The organism is Pseudomonas sp. 3B-A001-10F, assembly GCF_056313565.1.
In genome coordinates this window covers 53,831-69,400 of record NZ_JBQYFW010000017.1, presented here as the reverse complement: position 1 = coordinate 69,400, position 15,570 = coordinate 53,831, and the positions used below count along the sequence as shown (strand labels likewise).

Annotated in this window: 13 protein-coding genes; 3 read left to right on the top strand and 10 right to left on the bottom strand. The window is 61.1% G+C overall.

What is annotated here, in order from left to right; all coding sequences use genetic code 11:
- Positions 1–34: 34 nt before the first annotated feature.
- Positions 35–499 carry an Lrp/AsnC family transcriptional regulator gene (locus tag AC0ZWN_RS17000; protein ID WP_095119879.1) on the bottom strand — a complete coding sequence of 155 codons (465 nt, stop codon included), beginning with the start codon at positions 497–499 and terminating at the stop codon, positions 35–37.
- Positions 500–625: 126 nt separating this feature from the next.
- On the opposite strand from AC0ZWN_RS17000, the gene AC0ZWN_RS16995 reads away from it, so the two are divergent.
- From AC0ZWN_RS16995 to AC0ZWN_RS16985, 3 genes are all read left to right on the top strand, one after another.
- Entirely contained in the window at positions 626–964 is a 339-nt protein-coding gene (locus tag AC0ZWN_RS16995; protein WP_093429765.1) for a hypothetical protein, read from the top strand.
- 92 nt (positions 965–1,056) lie between these two features.
- A complete protein-coding gene (tfpB, locus tag AC0ZWN_RS16990; protein ID WP_476335827.1) occupies positions 1,057–2,841 on the top strand; it encodes a type IV pilus assembly ATPase TfpB in 1,785 nt (594 codons plus the stop codon).
- 65 nt (positions 2,842–2,906) lie between these two features.
- Complete coding sequence (locus tag AC0ZWN_RS16985) at positions 2,907–3,227, top strand: DUF2388 domain-containing protein (RefSeq protein WP_171057234.1); 321 nt, start codon at positions 2,907–2,909, stop codon at positions 3,225–3,227.
- A gap of 186 nt (positions 3,228–3,413) precedes the next feature.
- On the opposite strand, the gene gcvP is transcribed toward AC0ZWN_RS16985, so the two are convergent.
- The 9 genes from gcvP to pepP all read right to left on the bottom strand — a co-directional run bounded on the left by gcvP (position 3,414) and on the right by pepP (position 15,569).
- Positions 3,414–6,287 (bottom strand): aminomethyl-transferring glycine dehydrogenase, encoded by a 2,874-nt coding sequence (gcvP, locus tag AC0ZWN_RS16980; RefSeq protein WP_476335825.1) that lies wholly within the window; start codon positions 6,285–6,287, stop codon positions 3,414–3,416.
- 193 nt (positions 6,288–6,480) lie between these two features.
- Positions 6,481–6,864 carry a glycine cleavage system protein GcvH gene (gene gcvH / locus AC0ZWN_RS16975; protein WP_095049398.1) on the bottom strand — a complete coding sequence of 128 codons (384 nt, stop codon included), beginning with the start codon at positions 6,862–6,864 and terminating at the stop codon, positions 6,481–6,483.
- A gap of 50 nt (positions 6,865–6,914) precedes the next feature.
- Positions 6,915–7,997, bottom strand: a complete 1,083-nt coding sequence (gene gcvT, locus AC0ZWN_RS16970) for a glycine cleavage system aminomethyltransferase GcvT (RefSeq protein ID WP_093429762.1) — start codon at positions 7,995–7,997, stop codon at positions 6,915–6,917.
- A gap of 156 nt (positions 7,998–8,153) precedes the next feature.
- Positions 8,154–9,770, bottom strand: coding sequence for an ABC transporter permease (locus AC0ZWN_RS16965; RefSeq protein ID WP_476335823.1), 1,617 nt, complete (start codon positions 9,768–9,770; stop codon positions 8,154–8,156).
- Between the two features lie 349 nt (positions 9,771–10,119).
- Entirely contained in the window at positions 10,120–11,124 is a 1,005-nt protein-coding gene (locus AC0ZWN_RS16960; RefSeq protein ID WP_257356576.1) for an extracellular solute-binding protein, read from the bottom strand.
- 221 nt (positions 11,125–11,345) lie between these two features.
- The gene (locus tag AC0ZWN_RS16955; protein ID WP_177409260.1) at positions 11,346–12,563 is read right to left on the bottom strand and encodes a 2-octaprenyl-3-methyl-6-methoxy-1,4-benzoquinol hydroxylase; all 1,218 of its coding nucleotides are present in this window, start codon (positions 12,561–12,563) and stop codon (positions 11,346–11,348) included.
- Between the two features lie 9 nt (positions 12,564–12,572).
- Positions 12,573–13,058: a DUF4442 domain-containing protein gene (locus AC0ZWN_RS16950; RefSeq protein WP_095049393.1), complete on the bottom strand. Its 486-nt coding sequence runs from the start codon at positions 13,056–13,058 to the stop codon at positions 12,573–12,575.
- Positions 13,051–14,238 carry a 2-octaprenyl-6-methoxyphenyl hydroxylase gene (gene ubiH / locus AC0ZWN_RS16945; RefSeq protein WP_093429757.1) on the bottom strand — a complete coding sequence of 396 codons (1,188 nt, stop codon included), beginning with the start codon at positions 14,236–14,238 and terminating at the stop codon, positions 13,051–13,053. The genes AC0ZWN_RS16950 and ubiH overlap by 8 nt, the downstream gene beginning before the upstream one ends.
- Positions 14,235–15,569, bottom strand: a complete 1,335-nt coding sequence (pepP, locus tag AC0ZWN_RS16940) for a Xaa-Pro aminopeptidase (protein WP_093429756.1) — start codon at positions 15,567–15,569, stop codon at positions 14,235–14,237. Before pepP ends, ubiH begins: the two co-directional genes overlap by 4 nt.
- Between the last annotated feature and the right edge of the window lies 1 nt (position 15,570).

Sequence of the window (15,570 nt, the reverse complement as noted above, 5' to 3'; positions counted from 1 at the left end):
CGAGCCTGCTCGCGAAGAGGCCAACTGCCTGACCTCAGACAGGGAGGCTTGTGGTGGATTTGATCTCCGACAACGCCACGATCGAATTCACTTCCTGAATCCCCGGCACCAGCGACAGTTTCTCGAAGAAGAACCGCTCATACGCCTCGATGTCCGCCGCGACAATGCGCAGTAAAAAGTCCACCGCGCCCATCAGCACATAACACTCCAGCACCTCCGGGAACCCGCGAATCGCTTCGGTGAACTCAGTGAAGTTCGAACGCCCGTGGGCGTTGAGTTTGATCTCGGCAAAGATCTGCGTGTTCAGGCCGATCTTCTTGCGATCGAGCAAGGTCACCTGGCCACGAATGATCCCCTCCTCCTTCATCCGCTGAATCCGCCGCCAGCACGGCGATTGCGACAGGCCGACCTGCTCGGCGATCTGCGCGCTCGACAGGGAAGCATCCTCCTGCAGCAGGGCGAGAATCTTGCGGTCGTAGCCGTCCAGCTCACTGTGCATAGAAAAACCTCTAATCCACGATCTTTCGAATTGATCGTTTCGATCATTCGCCAATAACGCCGATCATAGCCAAGAAATACCCGTCAACGAATGTAAAAATTCCTCCAGAGATTTTGGAGACTCGCCATGCCGCACCTCGAAGCCGTAACCACCTCGCCTACCCGCGCCGACGTCTGGAACGTCAGCAACGCCCATTGCCTGGCGCAGTATCAGATCCTCGCCGAGGCCGAGCCGGATCTGCTGGTGCGGGTGCTCAACCTGTTCGCACTGCAGTTCCTCACGCCCGAGCAGGTCAATGTGCAACGCATGGATGATCTGCTGTCGATCGACCTGGTCATGGGCGGTCTCAGTTGGCATCGCGCGCAAGTGATCGCGGAAAAACTTCGTAACCTGATCAGCGTCTGTTCGGTCAATCTGCAAAACGCCGACAGCGCTTGGGATGCCCCCGCGCAAGCCGCTGGCTGACAAATCCGGCAACGGCTTCATCGGGTAGTGGCCCAACGGTCTGCGGGGCCGCGACTATCCTTTTGCGCACTGTCGCTCAAAAGGAAGCCCGCATGTCCGTTCAACTTGCCACTCAGGACCGCTGGCTGGAACTCAACGAGGTGCTGCGTGAACTGGTCGCCCAAGGCTTTATCGGCCAGGACGCGGCCGAGCAGGCGCTGAATGCCCGTCGTCGCCACGCCGTCCATGGCCAGATGCATCCACTGGAATTCATCGCCAGCCAGCAACTGGACGACCTCAGTCGTCCGGGCAAACACCTCGACCTGGAAAGCCTGACCCTGTGGCTGGCGCAACAGGCCGGCCAGCCGTACTTGCGTATTGACCCGTTGAAGATCAACGTCGCCGCGATCACGCCGTTGATGTCCTATGCCTTTGCGCAACGGCACAAGATTCTCGCCGTGGCGGTCGACCGCGATTCGGTGACCGTGGCCAGCGCCCAGCCTTATGTCACCGGCTGGGAGGCCGATCTCACCCACGTATTGAAGCTGCCGATCAAACGGGTGGTGGCCAACCCGGCGGATATCCAGCGCTTCAGCGTCGAGTTCTTCCGCTTGGCCAAATCGGTCAGCGGCGCCAGCAATGCCGATCAGCAGAGCGGTAACCTTGGCAACTTCGAACAACTGCTCAACCTCGGCGCCAGCGATCAGGAGCCGGATGCCAACGATGCGCACATCGTCAACATCGTCGACTGGCTGTTCCAGTACGCCTTCCAGCAGCGCGCCAGCGATATCCACATCGAGCCTCGGCGTGAACAAGGCACGGTGCGCTTTCGCATCGACGGCGTGCTGCACAACGTCTATCAATTCCCGCCGCAGGTGACCATGGCAATTGTCAGTCGCCTGAAAAGCCTCGGGCGGATGAATGTCGCCGAGAAGCGCAAACCCCAGGACGGCCGGGTCAAGACCAAGACCCCGGACGGCGGTGAAGTGGAGCTGCGCCTTTCGACGCTGCCCACCGCGTTCGGCGAAAAAATGGTCATGCGGATTTTCGACCCGGAAGTGCTGCTCAAGGATTTCGACCAGCTGGGTTTCAGTGCCGATGATTTGCGCCGCTGGCAAGACATGACCCGCCAGCCCAACGGCATCATTCTGGTCACCGGGCCGACCGGCTCGGGCAAGACCACCACGCTGTATACCACGCTGAAAAAACTGGCGACGCCGGAAGTGAACCTCTGCACCATCGAAGACCCGATCGAGATGGTCGAGCCGGCGTTCAACCAGATGCAGGTGCAGCACAACATCGACCTGAGTTTCGCCGCCGGGGTGCGCGCGCTGATGCGGCAAGACCCGGACATCATCATGATCGGCGAGATCCGTGACCTGGAAACCGCTGAAATGGCGATTCAGGCGGCGCTCACCGGGCACCTGGTCTTGTCGACGCTGCACACCAATGACGCCCCCAGCGCAATAAGTCGTCTGCTCGAACTCGGCGTGCCGCATTACCTGATCAAGGCCACCGTGCTAGGTGTCATGGCCCAGCGTCTGGTGCGCACCCTGTGCCCGCATTGCAAGGCACCGCTGACGCTGGCAGAGGAAGACTGGCAAACCCTGACCCGCCCGTGGCAGGCGCCGCTGCCGGGCAATGCACAACGTGCCATTGGTTGCGTGGAATGCCGCGACACCGGTTATCACGGCCGCGCCGGGGTCTACGAGATCATGCAACTGAGCGACAGCCTCAAGGCGTTCATCACCCCGGACGCCGACCTCACGGCGATTCGTCGGCAGGCGTTCAAGGAAGGCATGCGCAGTTTGCGTCTGTCCGGGGCACAGAAAGTCGCAGCAGGGCTGACGACGGTGGAAGAAGTGCTGCGGGTGACGCCGCAGAGCGAGCAGAAATAAGCCGCCACGGAACCGGATCAGGGAATGGCGATCCAAGGCCCTAGTTAACCCCCTGGAGTCATCTCATCATGCGTCTCAAACTTGCTGTCGCCACTCTGGCCTTGCTGTCCCTTCCCGTTGGTTCGGCCATGGCGGACAGCTTTTGGCGTAACGTCATCTCGTCCGGTGCCACTACCGGTTCGACCTACCTGACCTTCAAGGATCACAAGCTGATCATCGCCGCACAGGACGATGCCGGCAGCTTCGTTGCCAGTGATGGCGGCATTCGCGGACCGTATCTGGAAGCGGCGATGCAGAAAGTCCGCGCCGACAATCCAGGCCTGCAGGCGACCGATATGGAATTGGCGAATGCGATCCTGGCGAAGAACGCCGTGGCTTCCGAGTAAGCCATCCGCCAACAAAAATGCCGCTCAATCGAGCGGCATTTTTTTGCCTGTCTTCTGAGCCCAACACTAAACCCTGTGGGAGCGAGCTTGCTCGCGAAGGCAATTTCACATCCGAAATATGCGGCGACTGACACGCCGTCTTCGCGAGCAAGCTCGCTCCCACAAGGACCGCATACAGTCTGAATGTCAGCGGTAATCATCCACCGGGACGCAGGCACAGAACAGGTTGCGATCGCCGTAAACGTTATCCACCCGATTCACCGCCGGCCAATACTTGTGCGCTTTGGTGTGCGCATCCGGGGTAATGCCCTGCTCGATGCTGTAGGGCCGCTCCCAAACCCCGGTGACATCCGCCAGGGTATGCGGCGCTCGTTTCAACGGGTTGTCCTCGCCCGGCCAGTTGCCGTTTTGCACTTCGGTGATTTCTGCACGAATGCTCAGCATCGCACCGATAAAACGATCCAGTTCAGCCTTCGATTCGCTCTCGGTCGGCTCGACCATCAACGTGCCCGGCACCGGGAAGGACATGGTCGGCGCATGGAAGCCGTAATCCATCAGGCGCTTGGCGACGTCTTCTTCGCTGATCCCGGTCAGCGCCTTCAAGGGCCGCAGGTCGAGAATGCATTCGTGAGCGACCCGCCCGTTGCGCCCGGTGTACAACACCGGGAATGCGCCGGATAGATGCTGCGCCAGATAGTTCGCCGCCAGAATCGCCACCTCGCTGGCATCCGCCAGTTGCGGGCCCATCATGGCGATGTACATCCAGCTGATCGGCAGAATGCTCGCGCTGCCCCAGGGCGCCGCGCTGACCGCGCCGTTCTGCGCCAGTGGCCCGTCGATCGGCACCACTGGATGATTGGCGACGAACGGCGCCAGATGCGCACGAATACCGATCGGCCCCATGCCCGGCCCACCGCCGCCGTGAGGGATGCAGAAGGTCTTGTGCAAATTCATGTGCGACACGTCGGCGCCGATGTCCGCCGGCCGCGTCAGCCCGACCTGCGCGTTGAGGTTTGCGCCGTCCATGTAGACCTGACCGCCGTACTTGTGGATAACCTCGCAGATCTCGCTGATGCCCTCCTCGTAAACGCCGTGGGTCGACGGATAGGTCGCCATCAGGCACGACAACTTATCCCCAGCCTCGGCGGCTTTCGCTTGCAGATCCTCCAGATCGACGTTGCCCGCCTCGTCGCACTCGACGATCACCACGCGCATCCCGGCCATTTGCGCCGAGGCCGGGTTGGTGCCATGGGCCGAGGACGGAATCAGGCAGATCTCCCGCGCCCCCTGCTGACGGCTTTCGTGGTATTTGCGGATCGCTAGCAACCCGGCGTACTCGCCCTGAGCGCCGGAGTTGGGCTGCATGCAGATCGCATCGAACCCGGTGATTGCGCACAGCCAGCGCTCCAGCTCCTCGATCATCAGCGTATAACCGACCGCCTGCTCACGCGGCACGAACGGATGCAGGTCGGCGAATTGCGGCCAGGTAATCGGGATCATTTCGCTGGTGGCGTTGAGTTTCATGGTGCAGGAGCCCAGCGGGATCATCGACTGATTGAGCGCCAGATCCTTGTTCTCCAGTTGCTTGAGATAACGCAGCATCTCGGTTTCGCTGTGATGGGCGTTGAACACCGGGTGGCGCAGGTACGGGGATTTGCGCTGAAGGTTGTCGGGGATGCCCGAGTTCAGGGCTTCAGCGTCAAGTTCATCGACGTTCAACCCATGATCGGCACCCAGCAATACATCGAACAGCTTGGCCACTGTGCTTTCATCGGTTGTCTCATCAAGACTCAGCCCCACACGGCCGCGACCAAGAATTCGCAGGTTGATCTGCGCAGCCTGAGCGCTTTCGATGATCGCCGTTTGCGCACCGCCGACGTCCAGCGTCAGCGTGTCGAAGAATTGTGCGTTGACCCGACTGATGCCCTTGCGCTCAAGCCCAGCCGCCAAAATGCAGGTCAGTCGATGCGTGCGCTGGGCGATGCGCTTCAAGCCTTCCGGGCCGTGATAGACCGCGTAGAAACTGGCAATGTTGGCCAGCAGGACTTGTGCGGTACAGATGTTCGAATTGGCCTTCTCACGACGAATATGTTGTTCGCGGGTTTGCAGCGCCATGCGCAATGCGGCGTTACCCCGAGCGTCCTTCGACACGCCGATGATCCGCCCGGGAATCGCCCGTTTGTATTCCTCGCGGCTAGCAAAGTATGCTGCGTGCGGCCCGCCGTATCCCATCGGCACGCCGAATCGCTGGGAGGAACCGAACACTACATCGGCACCCAACTCGCCCGGCGGCGTCAGCAACAGCAGACTCAATAAATCCGTCGCGACACAAGCCAGCGCCTGTTGCGCATGCAGGTGGTCGATCAATGGCCGCAGATCGTGAATCTCGCCGTGGGTGTCGGGATACTGCAGCAATGCGCCGAACACCTGATGTTGTTTCAAGTTATCCACAGCGTCGATGATCAGCTCGAAACCGAAGCCTTCGGCACGGGTCTGCACCACGGAAATGGTTTGCGGGTGGCAGTTCTCATCGACGAAAAACAGATTGCTCTTCGACTTCGCCACACGCTTGGCGAGTGCCATGGCTTCGGCAGCCGCCGTCGCTTCATCGAGCAGCGAAGCGTTGGCCAACTCGAGGCCGGTGAGGTCGATGGTCAGTTGCTGGAAATTCAACAGCGCTTCGAGCCGGCCTTGAGCGATCTCCGGTTGATACGGCGTGTACGCGGTGTACCAGCCGGGATTTTCCAGCACATTGCGCAGGATGACGGTTGGCGTCAGGGTGCCGTGGTAGCCCATACCGATCAGGCTGGTCCAGACCTGATTCTGCTCGGCGTAACTGCGCAGCTTGGCCAGCGCGGCTTGTTCATCCAGCGCGGGTGGCAGCTCGAGCGCGCGATTGAAGCGAATGCCTGGCGGCACCGTTTGCTCGATCAGTTCAATTCGACTACCGAGGCCAAGGCTGTCGAGCATCGCCTGTTGCTCGGCTGCATCGGGGCCGAGGTGACGGCGCAGGAAGGCATCGGGATCGCGTAACTGGCTCAGGGACGGCAACTGGGACATGACGGGCTCTCTCTTGGCTGGCGCTCGGCGTCAATGCAACACGGTCAAACCAGCATAGCAGCCCCTATCGCCGCCAATTTTCAGAGCAACCCCTTTCCCCTTGTGGGAGCGAGCCTGCTCGCTCCCACAAGGGGAAAATCATCGTGCATGAAAAAGCCCCGACAGGTCGGGGCTTTGCGGTGTTGCGTAACGCTTATTCGCCGATGGCAGCCTTGTATGCGCCGGCATCCAGCAGTTTGTCCAGCTCAGCCTTATCGCTTGGCTTGAGCTTGAAGATCCATGCGCCGTACGGATCGGAGTTCAGCAGCTCTGGCGAACCGCCCAGCTCTTCGTTGATCGCGATGACTTCACCGCTGATCGGCGAGTAGATGTCGGAAGCAGCTTTCACCGATTCAACGACGCCAGCCTGATCTTCAGCGGCGAACACCTTGCCTACTTCGGTCAGCTCAACGAACACCACATCGCCCAGCGCTTCCTGCGCGTGATCGCTGATGCCCACGGTGACGGTGCCGTCGGCTTCCAGACGTGCCCATTCATGACTTTCGGCAAAACGCAGTTCAGCGGGAATATTGCTCATCTTCGGTGTCCTCAGGAATTGGGTCAGCGGTCATGCCCGCCGGAAAAAGGTTAGATCAAAGTTTTGCCATGGCGTACGAAGGTCGGTTTGACCACCCGTACCGGGTACCACTTGCCACGGATTTCCACTTCGGCGCGGTCGGCGGTTGCCATCGGAACGCGCGCCAGGGCAATCGATTTGCTCAGCGTAGGAGAGAAACTACCACTGGTGATCTCCCCTTCGCCAACATCGGCGATGCGAACCACTTGATGAGCGCGCAAAACACCACGTTCTTCCAAGACCAGACCAACCAGTTTGTGCGCAATGCCGGCAGTTTTTTCCGCCTCTAGCGCAGCACGGCCAATGAATTGGCGGGTGGCCGGTTCCCAGGCAATGCTCCAGGCCATGTTCGAGGCCAGTGGCGAAACGTCTTGGTGAATGTCCTGACCGTAGAGGTTCATCCCGGCTTCAACCCGCAGGGTATCGCGGGCACCGAGGCCGATCGGGGAAATGCCGGCACCGACCAGATCGTTGAAGAACCCCGGCGCCTGATTGGCCGGCAGGCAGATTTCCAGCCCATCTTCACCGGTATAACCGGTACGCGCGATGAACCAGTCACCGTCGGTATAGCCTTCGAAGGGTTTGAGGTGCTGGATCAGCGTGGCGCGAGACTGGGTCACCAGTTCGGCAATCTTGTGCCGGGCCTGTGGGCCTTGGATGGCGAGCATCGCCAGCTCGGAGCGCTCGTGCAGTTGCACGTCGTAATCGCCGCGCTGCGCGTTCATCCAGGCCAGATCCTGATCGCGGGTCGAAGCGTTGAACACCAGTCGATAAGCGTCGTCGAGGCGGTAGACGATCATGTCATCGACGATGCCGCCACGCTCGTTGAGCATGGTGCTGTACAACGCACGGCCGGGGCGGTGCAGGCGGTCGACATCATTGGCCAGCAAATGCTGCAGCCAGGCCTTGGCCTGGGTGCCGGTGACATCGATCACGGTCATGTGGGAAACATCGAACACCCCGCAATCGCGGCGCACTTCGTGATGCTCCTCGACCTGCGAGCCGTAATGCAGTGGCATGTCCCAACCGCCAAAATCGACCATCTTCGCGCCGAGGGCGAGATGCAGGTCATACAGAGGCGTACGCTGTCCCATGGGTTTCTCCTTCCGGGCGTGGCGAAGGTGCGGACAGCCGCTGTACGGGGTGAAAGCCGCGAAATAGAAGGCTTTCAGCCGATTTCAGCGAACGGGTCTGTCAGACGAACCGCACCGAATGCCGCGCATTGTAGCCGCATGATTCAGGACTGACGACTAAGTGTTTCGGTGCGCCGAGCGGCGGATCAGTCCGATGACCGGCAATAGACCGACCAGAACCAGGGTCAGCGCTGGCAAAGACGCCCTCGCCCATTCACCTTCACTGGTCATTTCAAAGATCCGCACCGCCAGCGTGTCCCAGCCAAACGGGCGCATCAGCAGGGTCGCGGGCATTTCCTTGAGCACATCGACGAACACCAGCAGCGCCGCGCTCAGCGCGCCGGGCAGCAACAGCGGCAGATACACTTTGAAAAACAGTCGCGGCCCACTGACACCCAGGCTACGTGCTGCTTCGGGCAAAGAGGGCCGTATACGCGCCAGACTGCTTTCCAGCGGTCCGTACGCCACCGCAATAAAACGCACCAGATAGGCCATCAGCAGCGCCGCCAGACTGCCAAGCAGCAGCGGTTTGCCCGCGCCGCCGAGCCAACCGGAGAGTGGAATCACCAGCTCGCGATCCAAATAACTGAACGCCAGCATGATCGACACGGCCAACACCGAACCCGGCAAGGCGTAGCCCAGGTTGGCCAGACCAACACCAGAGTTGATCGCCTGCGTCGGCGCCAGCCGCCGGGCAAACGCCAACAACAGCGCAACACTGACGGTAATCAGCGCCGCCATGCCGCCCAGATACAAAGTGTGCAGGATCAGCCCGGCGTAGCGCTCGTCCAGATCGAAACGGCCGCGCTGCCAGAACCAGACGATCAGTTGCAGCAGCGGAATGACGAAGGCGCAGGCGAACACCAGTGCGCACCAGCTCATCGCCGCGAACGCCTTGAGCCCGCGCAAGTGATACAGGGCTTTCACCCGTGGCCGCTCGTTGCTCGCCCGATTGGCGCCACGCGCGCGACGTTCGCCGTAGAGCACCAGCATCACCACCAGCAGCAACAGACTGGCCAACTGCGCCGCACTCGACAGGCTGAAGAAGCCATACCAGGTCTTGTAGATGGCGGTGGTGAAGGTGTCGAAGTTGAACACCGACACTGCGCCGAAATCAGCGAGGGTTTCCATCAGCGCCAGCGCTACGCCGGCGCCAATCGCAGGACGCGCCATTGGCAACGCCACTCGCCAGAACGCTTGCCACGGCGATTGGCCAAGCACCCGCGCCGCTTCCATCAGGCCTTTACCCTGAGCGAGGAATGCGGTGCGCGCCAACAAATAAACGTAGGGATAGAAGACCAGCACCAGCACGATGATCACCCCGCCGGTGGAGCGCACGCGCGGCAGCCGCAGGCCGCTGCCGAACCATTCGCGCAGCAGGGTCTGCACAGGGCCGGCGAAGTCGAGCAGGCCGACGAAAACGAAGGCCAGCACATAGGCGGGAATGGCGAAAGGCAGCATCAGCGCCCAGTCGAGCCAGCGCCGGCCAGGGAATTCGCAGAGGCTGGTGAGCCAGGCGAGGCTGACACCCAGCAGCGTCACACCGACACCGACGCCGACTACCAACGTCAGGGTGTTGCCGAGCAGGCGCGGCATCTGGGTTTGCCAAAGGTGCGACCAGATCTGTTGATCGATGGTTTGCCAGGAGAGCAGCAGAACGCTCAGGGGCAACAGCACCAGCGCGGCGATGGCGAAGACGATGGGGTACCAGCGGCGTTGGGCGGGGTGGGCCACTTTTGAATCTCTGGGGGGATTGAGGTGTTCTTGGATTGGGTATTTCAGGTCGGGATTGTTGCCCTCACCCTAACCCTCTCCCGGAGGGAGAGGGGACTGACCGCGTAGTTTATGGGAATTACGCCGACCTGAAACATCGAGCCGAACTCAGGATTTAAATTCAACATAAATCGGCTCCCTCAGCCGGAGGGAGAGGGGACTGACCGAGGCGCTCGCTCAAGCTACATCGACCTGAGATATCGAGTTGAACTCAGGAGTTGAATCCAACACAGATCGGCTCCCTCTCCCTTGGGAGAGGGCTGGGGTGAGGGGCTGCGATCTTGAAGCAGACAAATCTATCGAAAAAGCCTCAATTCCAACCCGCCCGATCCATCATCCGGATCGCTTCAGCCTGACGCTTGCCCGCCACTTCCACCGGCAAGGTGTCAGCGACAAACTTGCCCCACGCCGCCACTTCTTCCGAAGGCGCCACCGCCGGGTTGGCCGGGAACTCCTGGTTCACGTCTGCGAAAATCTTCTGCGCCTCGGGTGTGGTCATCCATTCAACCAAAGCTTTGGCCGCTTCCGGGTGCGGCGCGTACTTCGTCAGGCCAATGCCCGACAGGTTCACGTGCACGCCACGATCGGCCTGATTCGGCCAGAACAGCTTCACCGGCAGTTCCGGCTTCTGCTTGTGCAGGCGGCCGTAGTAGTAAGTGTTGACGATGCCGACATCGCATTGCCCGGCGTTGATCGCTTCGAGCACCGCGACATCATCGGAGAACACGTCGGTGGAGAGGTTGTTGACCCAGCCCTTGAGGATCTTTTCGGTCTTCTCGGCGCCATGGACTTCGATCATGGTCGCGGTCAGCGACTGGTTGTAGACCTTCTTCGCCGTACGCAGGCACAGGCGCCCTTCCCAGTTCTTGTCGGCCAGTGCTTCGTAGGTGGTCAGCTCGCCCGGCTTCACGCGTTCAGTGGAGTAGGCGATGGTCCGCGCGCGCAGGCTCAGGCCAGTCCAGGCGTGAGTAGACGAGCGATATTGCAGCGGAATGTTGGTATCGATAACTTTCGAAGTGAACGGCTGGAGGATACCCATCTGCTCGGCTTGCCAGAGGTTGCCGGCGTCAACGGTGAGCAGCAGGTCGGCGGTGGCGTTCTCACCTTCGGCCTTGATGCGCTGCATCAGCGGCGCTTCCTTGTCGGTGATGAACTTGATCTTCACCCCGGTCTTGGCGGTGTAGGCATCGAAGACCGGTTTGATCAGCTCATCGATGCGCGACGAGTAAACCACCACCTCATCAGCGGCCTGGGCCGTTGTGCTGCCGATCAGGGTCAGGGCCAGTGCGGTCAGAAGACGCTTGGGTGCCAACATGGGAGTGGTCTCTCGGTCGGAAAATGTGGGCCAAATGATAAGGACTCACATTTACCACCTCAATCGAACTCTTTTTGAAGGAGTTACCAGATGTTGCACAGTTTGAAATATGTGGTGTCGGTTCTGACGCCTTCGCGAGCAAGCTCGCTCCCACATTGGAATGCATTTCAAATGTGGGAGCGAGCTTGCTTGCGAAGGGGCCATCAGCCTCAATGGAGATGTCAGGGTTTGGCCAGCGCTGGAAGATCCCCGGTCAACCCGAGGGCTTCACGCACAAACAGCGCCTTCGCCTCCGGCATCTGCTCCACCAGCTTCAACCCGGCATTACGCAACCAGCGCACCGGCAACGGATCCGCCTGGAACAACCGCTCAAAGCCTTCCATCGCCGCCATCAGCGCCAGGTTGTGCGGCATGCGCCGACGCTCGTAACGGCTCAGCACCTTCGCATCCGCCAAACGCTCACCGCGTTCGGCTGCCTGCAACAGCACCTCCGCCAACACCGCCGCATCAAGGAAACCGAGGTTCACACCCTGCCCCGCCAACGGGTGAATGGTGTGCGCCGCATCGCCGATCAGCGCCAACCCTTCGGCCACATAGCGTTTGGCATGACGCTGACGCAGCGGCACGCACAGTCGCGGATCGGCACTGATGACTGCGCCGAGGCGGCCTTCAAAGGCACGCTCCAGCTCTCGGCAGAACGCCGCTTCATCCAGCGCCATCAAGCGCTCGGCTTCGCTCGGCGTGGTCGACCAGACGATCGAACACCAATCCTGCTGCCCGTCACGCTCCAGCGGCAGAAACGCCAACGGCCCGTGATCGGTAAAGCGCTGCCACGCGGTCATCTGGTGCGACTTGCTGCTGCGCACGCTGGTGACGATGGCGTGGTGCATGTAATCCCACTCGCGCGTGGCCATCCCGGTGAGGCGGCGAACGGCCGAGTTGGCGCCGTCAGCGGCAATCACCAATGGCGCGCGCAGCTGACGACCGTCAGCCAGCGTCAGCAACCAGTCATCGCCCGAGCGGCGCATCTGTTCCAGCCGCGCATTAGCGAGCATGCCCAGATCACAATCGTGCAAGCGATCGAGCAAGGCGTCCTGCACCACTCGGTTTTCGACGATATGACCCAGCACCTCGGCATGCACACTGCTCGCCGAGAAATGGATCTGCCCGGTGCCGCTGCCGTCCCAGACGTGCATGTCGGTGTACGGGCTGCTGCGGCGCTTGGCGATGCCGTCCCACACGCCGAGGCGTTCGAGGATGCGTTGGCTGGCTGCCGACAGCGCGCTCACACGCGGTTCAAACGCCGCGTCGGCATCGAACGGCTTGACGCTCAGCGGGCTGCCATCGAGCAGCAGGACTTCCAGCCCGCTGTCCTGCAACGCCAACGCCAGGGCGCTGCCGACCATTCCGGCTCCGACAATCAGCAGATCTGCGCGCATTTCCATGCTTTAAGCCTGTCTCGCTTGCGGCTTGAGCCGCACGTAAAGGGTTTTACCGACCCGCGCCACCAGATTGCCGGCGCCGTCATGAATGTCGACCTGCAACTGTGGCAGGTATTTCTCGCCATTGGCGGTTTGCCGGCGAATCTCGGCGAGCAAGGTCTCGTCGATATTGAAGCGGGCGAACACCGGGCCTTTGCCCGGCGCAATGAAATCGATATCGGCAGCCTTGTCCCAGACAATGTACTTCGAGCCGAGGTTTTCCATGAGCATCAGCATGAAGAACGGGTCGACCATCGAATACAGACTGCCGCCAAACTGAGTGCCGACGTAGTTGCGGTTGTACCAGCCCAGCCCCATCGACACCTGAACGTCGCGGAAATCATCGCTGATATGCCGAACCCGTACACCGGCGCCAAGATACGGCGGGTAGAACGTCATCACCCAGCGCATCAACCGCGCCTTGCCGAATTTAGCGGTCAACCACTTAAGCATCCGGTCGCGTTCCCAAACCCATGGCCTGACGGGCAAACCAGCGCTTGGCCGGCGGCAACAGATCGAGGCCAAGCAGGCCGATGTTACGGCCCAACGAAACCAATGGCTGCGTGCTGCCGAAGAGGCGTGTGACCTGATCGGAAAAACCGACGGTGAGATCCTGATCGAGACGTTGACGCTCGCGATACGCCTGCAACGTGGCGAAGTCGCCCAGCGGCTTATCGCTGGCCAGCAACGCAGCGGCCAAGGCATCGGCGTCACGCAGCGACAGGTTGAAACCCTGCCCGGCTATCGGGTGCAGGCTGTGCGCCGCGTTGCCGAGTACAGCCAGATGCGAGCGCACCTGCTCTTCGGCCTCGACCAACGTCAGCGGATACAAATGCCGTGCGCCAACCTGTTTCAACGTGCCGAGGCGATAACCGAATACGCCCTGCAATTCGCTGAGGAAATCACGCTCGCTCAAATCGGCCAGGCGCTGCGCGTCCATGCCCAAACGGGTCCAGACCAGAGCACAGCGGTTTTCCGGCAGCGGCAGCAAGGCCATCGGCCCTTCGTCGGTGAAACGCTCGAAGGCCATGCCGTTGTGCGCTTCGCTCGGGGTGATGTTGGCGATCAGCGCGCTCTGGTTGTACGGACGCTTGCGCACGTTAATGCCTAGCTGCTCGCGCAGACCGGAACGACCGCCATCGGCGAGCACCGCGAGGTCGCATTCAAGGGTGGTTTCATCATTGAGGGTCAGGCGATAGCCATCGGGCAGCGGTTCCATGCGTGTGACCTCCGCCGGGCAACGCCAGCTGATCACGTCTTTGTCGATGTGCTGCCACAGGCACTGGCCGAGCCAGGCATTTTCCACCACGTAACCGAGAGCCGGCACGCCCTCTTCCATCGCCGACAGACGCGCGGTGGAGAAGCGGCCACGGTCAGAAACATGAATCTGTTTGATCGGCTCGGCGCGACGGGAGATTTCCTGCCACACGCCCAGCCGTTGATAAATCTGCCGCGAGCCGAAGGACAGCGCCGACGAACGTGCGTCGTAACTCGGCTGCCAGCTGTCGCCTGGTGCAAACGGTTCGATCAGGACGATCTTCCAGCCACGCGCCTTGGCCCCGGCCTGCAAGGCCAACGCCAGACTGGCGCCGACCAGACCGCCACCGATGATTGCCAGATTGACTCGACTCATGCCGCGTGGGTCCTTGCTTGCGCCATCAGCGCTTCGATTTCAGCGACGGTTTTCGGCACGCCGCTGGTGAGGATTTCACAACCTGTTTTGGTCACGACCACGTCGTCCTCGATACGTACACCAATGCCGCGCCATTTTTTCGCGACGTTCTGATTGTCCGGGGCGATGTAGATGCCCGGCTCTACGGTCAGCGCCATGCCGACCTCGAGCACTCGCCATTCGCCGCCGACCTTGTACTCACCAACGTCATGCACATCCATGCCCAGCCAGTGACCGGCGCGGTGCATGTAAAAGGCTTTATAGGCTTCGCTGGCGATCAACTCGTCGACCTCACCCTGCAGCAATCCCAGTTTCACCAGCCCCGTGGTAATCACTCGAACCGTGGCTTCGTGCGCTTGATTCCAGTGCTTGTTCGGGGCGATTTCGGCGAACGCGGCTTCCTGCGAGGCCAGCACCAACTCATAGATCGCTTTCTGCTCGGGCGAAAACTTGCCGTTGACCGGCCAGGTGCGGGTGATGTCGCTGGCGTAGCAGTCAATCTCGCAACCGGCATCGATCAATACCAGGTCGCCGTCCTTGAGCAGCGCGTCATTCTGCTGGTAATGCAGGATGCAGCTGTTACGCCCGGCGGCGACGATCGAGCCGTAGGCCGGCATCTTCGCCCCGCCCTTGCGGAATTCGTAGTCGAGTTCGGCTTCGAGGCTGTACTCGTAGAGCCCGGCCCGACTGGCCTGCATCGCACGGATGTGGGCTTGCGCCGAGATCCGTGCGGCTTCGCGCATCACCTTCACTTCTGCCGCCGATTTATACAGACGCATGTCGTGCAGCAGATGATCCAGGGCAACGAATTCGTTCGGCGGCTGGGCGCCGAGGTGCGCCTTGGAGCGGATCACATTGATCCAGTCCATCAGGTGACGGTCGAATTCAGGGTTGCTGCCCATCGCCGAATACACCCGGTCGCGGCCTTCGATCAGGCCCGGGAGGATGTCGTCGATGTCGGTAATAGGGAAAGCGTCATCGGCACCGAAGTCGCGGATCGCGCCCTCTTGCCCGGCGCGCAAACCGTCCCACAATTCGCGTTCGGCGTTGCGCTCACGGCAGAACAGCACGTATTCGCCATGCTCACGGCCGGGCATCAAAACGATGACAGCCTGCGGCTCGGGAAAACCGCTGAGGTACTGGAAATCGCTGTCCTGACGGTAGACGTGCTCGACGTCGCGGTTGCGAATGGCCACCGCGGCGGCGGGCAGGATCGCGATGCTGTTGGGTTCCATCTGCGCCATCAGGGCCTTGCGGCGACGGCTGTATTCCGCTTTCGGGATATGGATCATG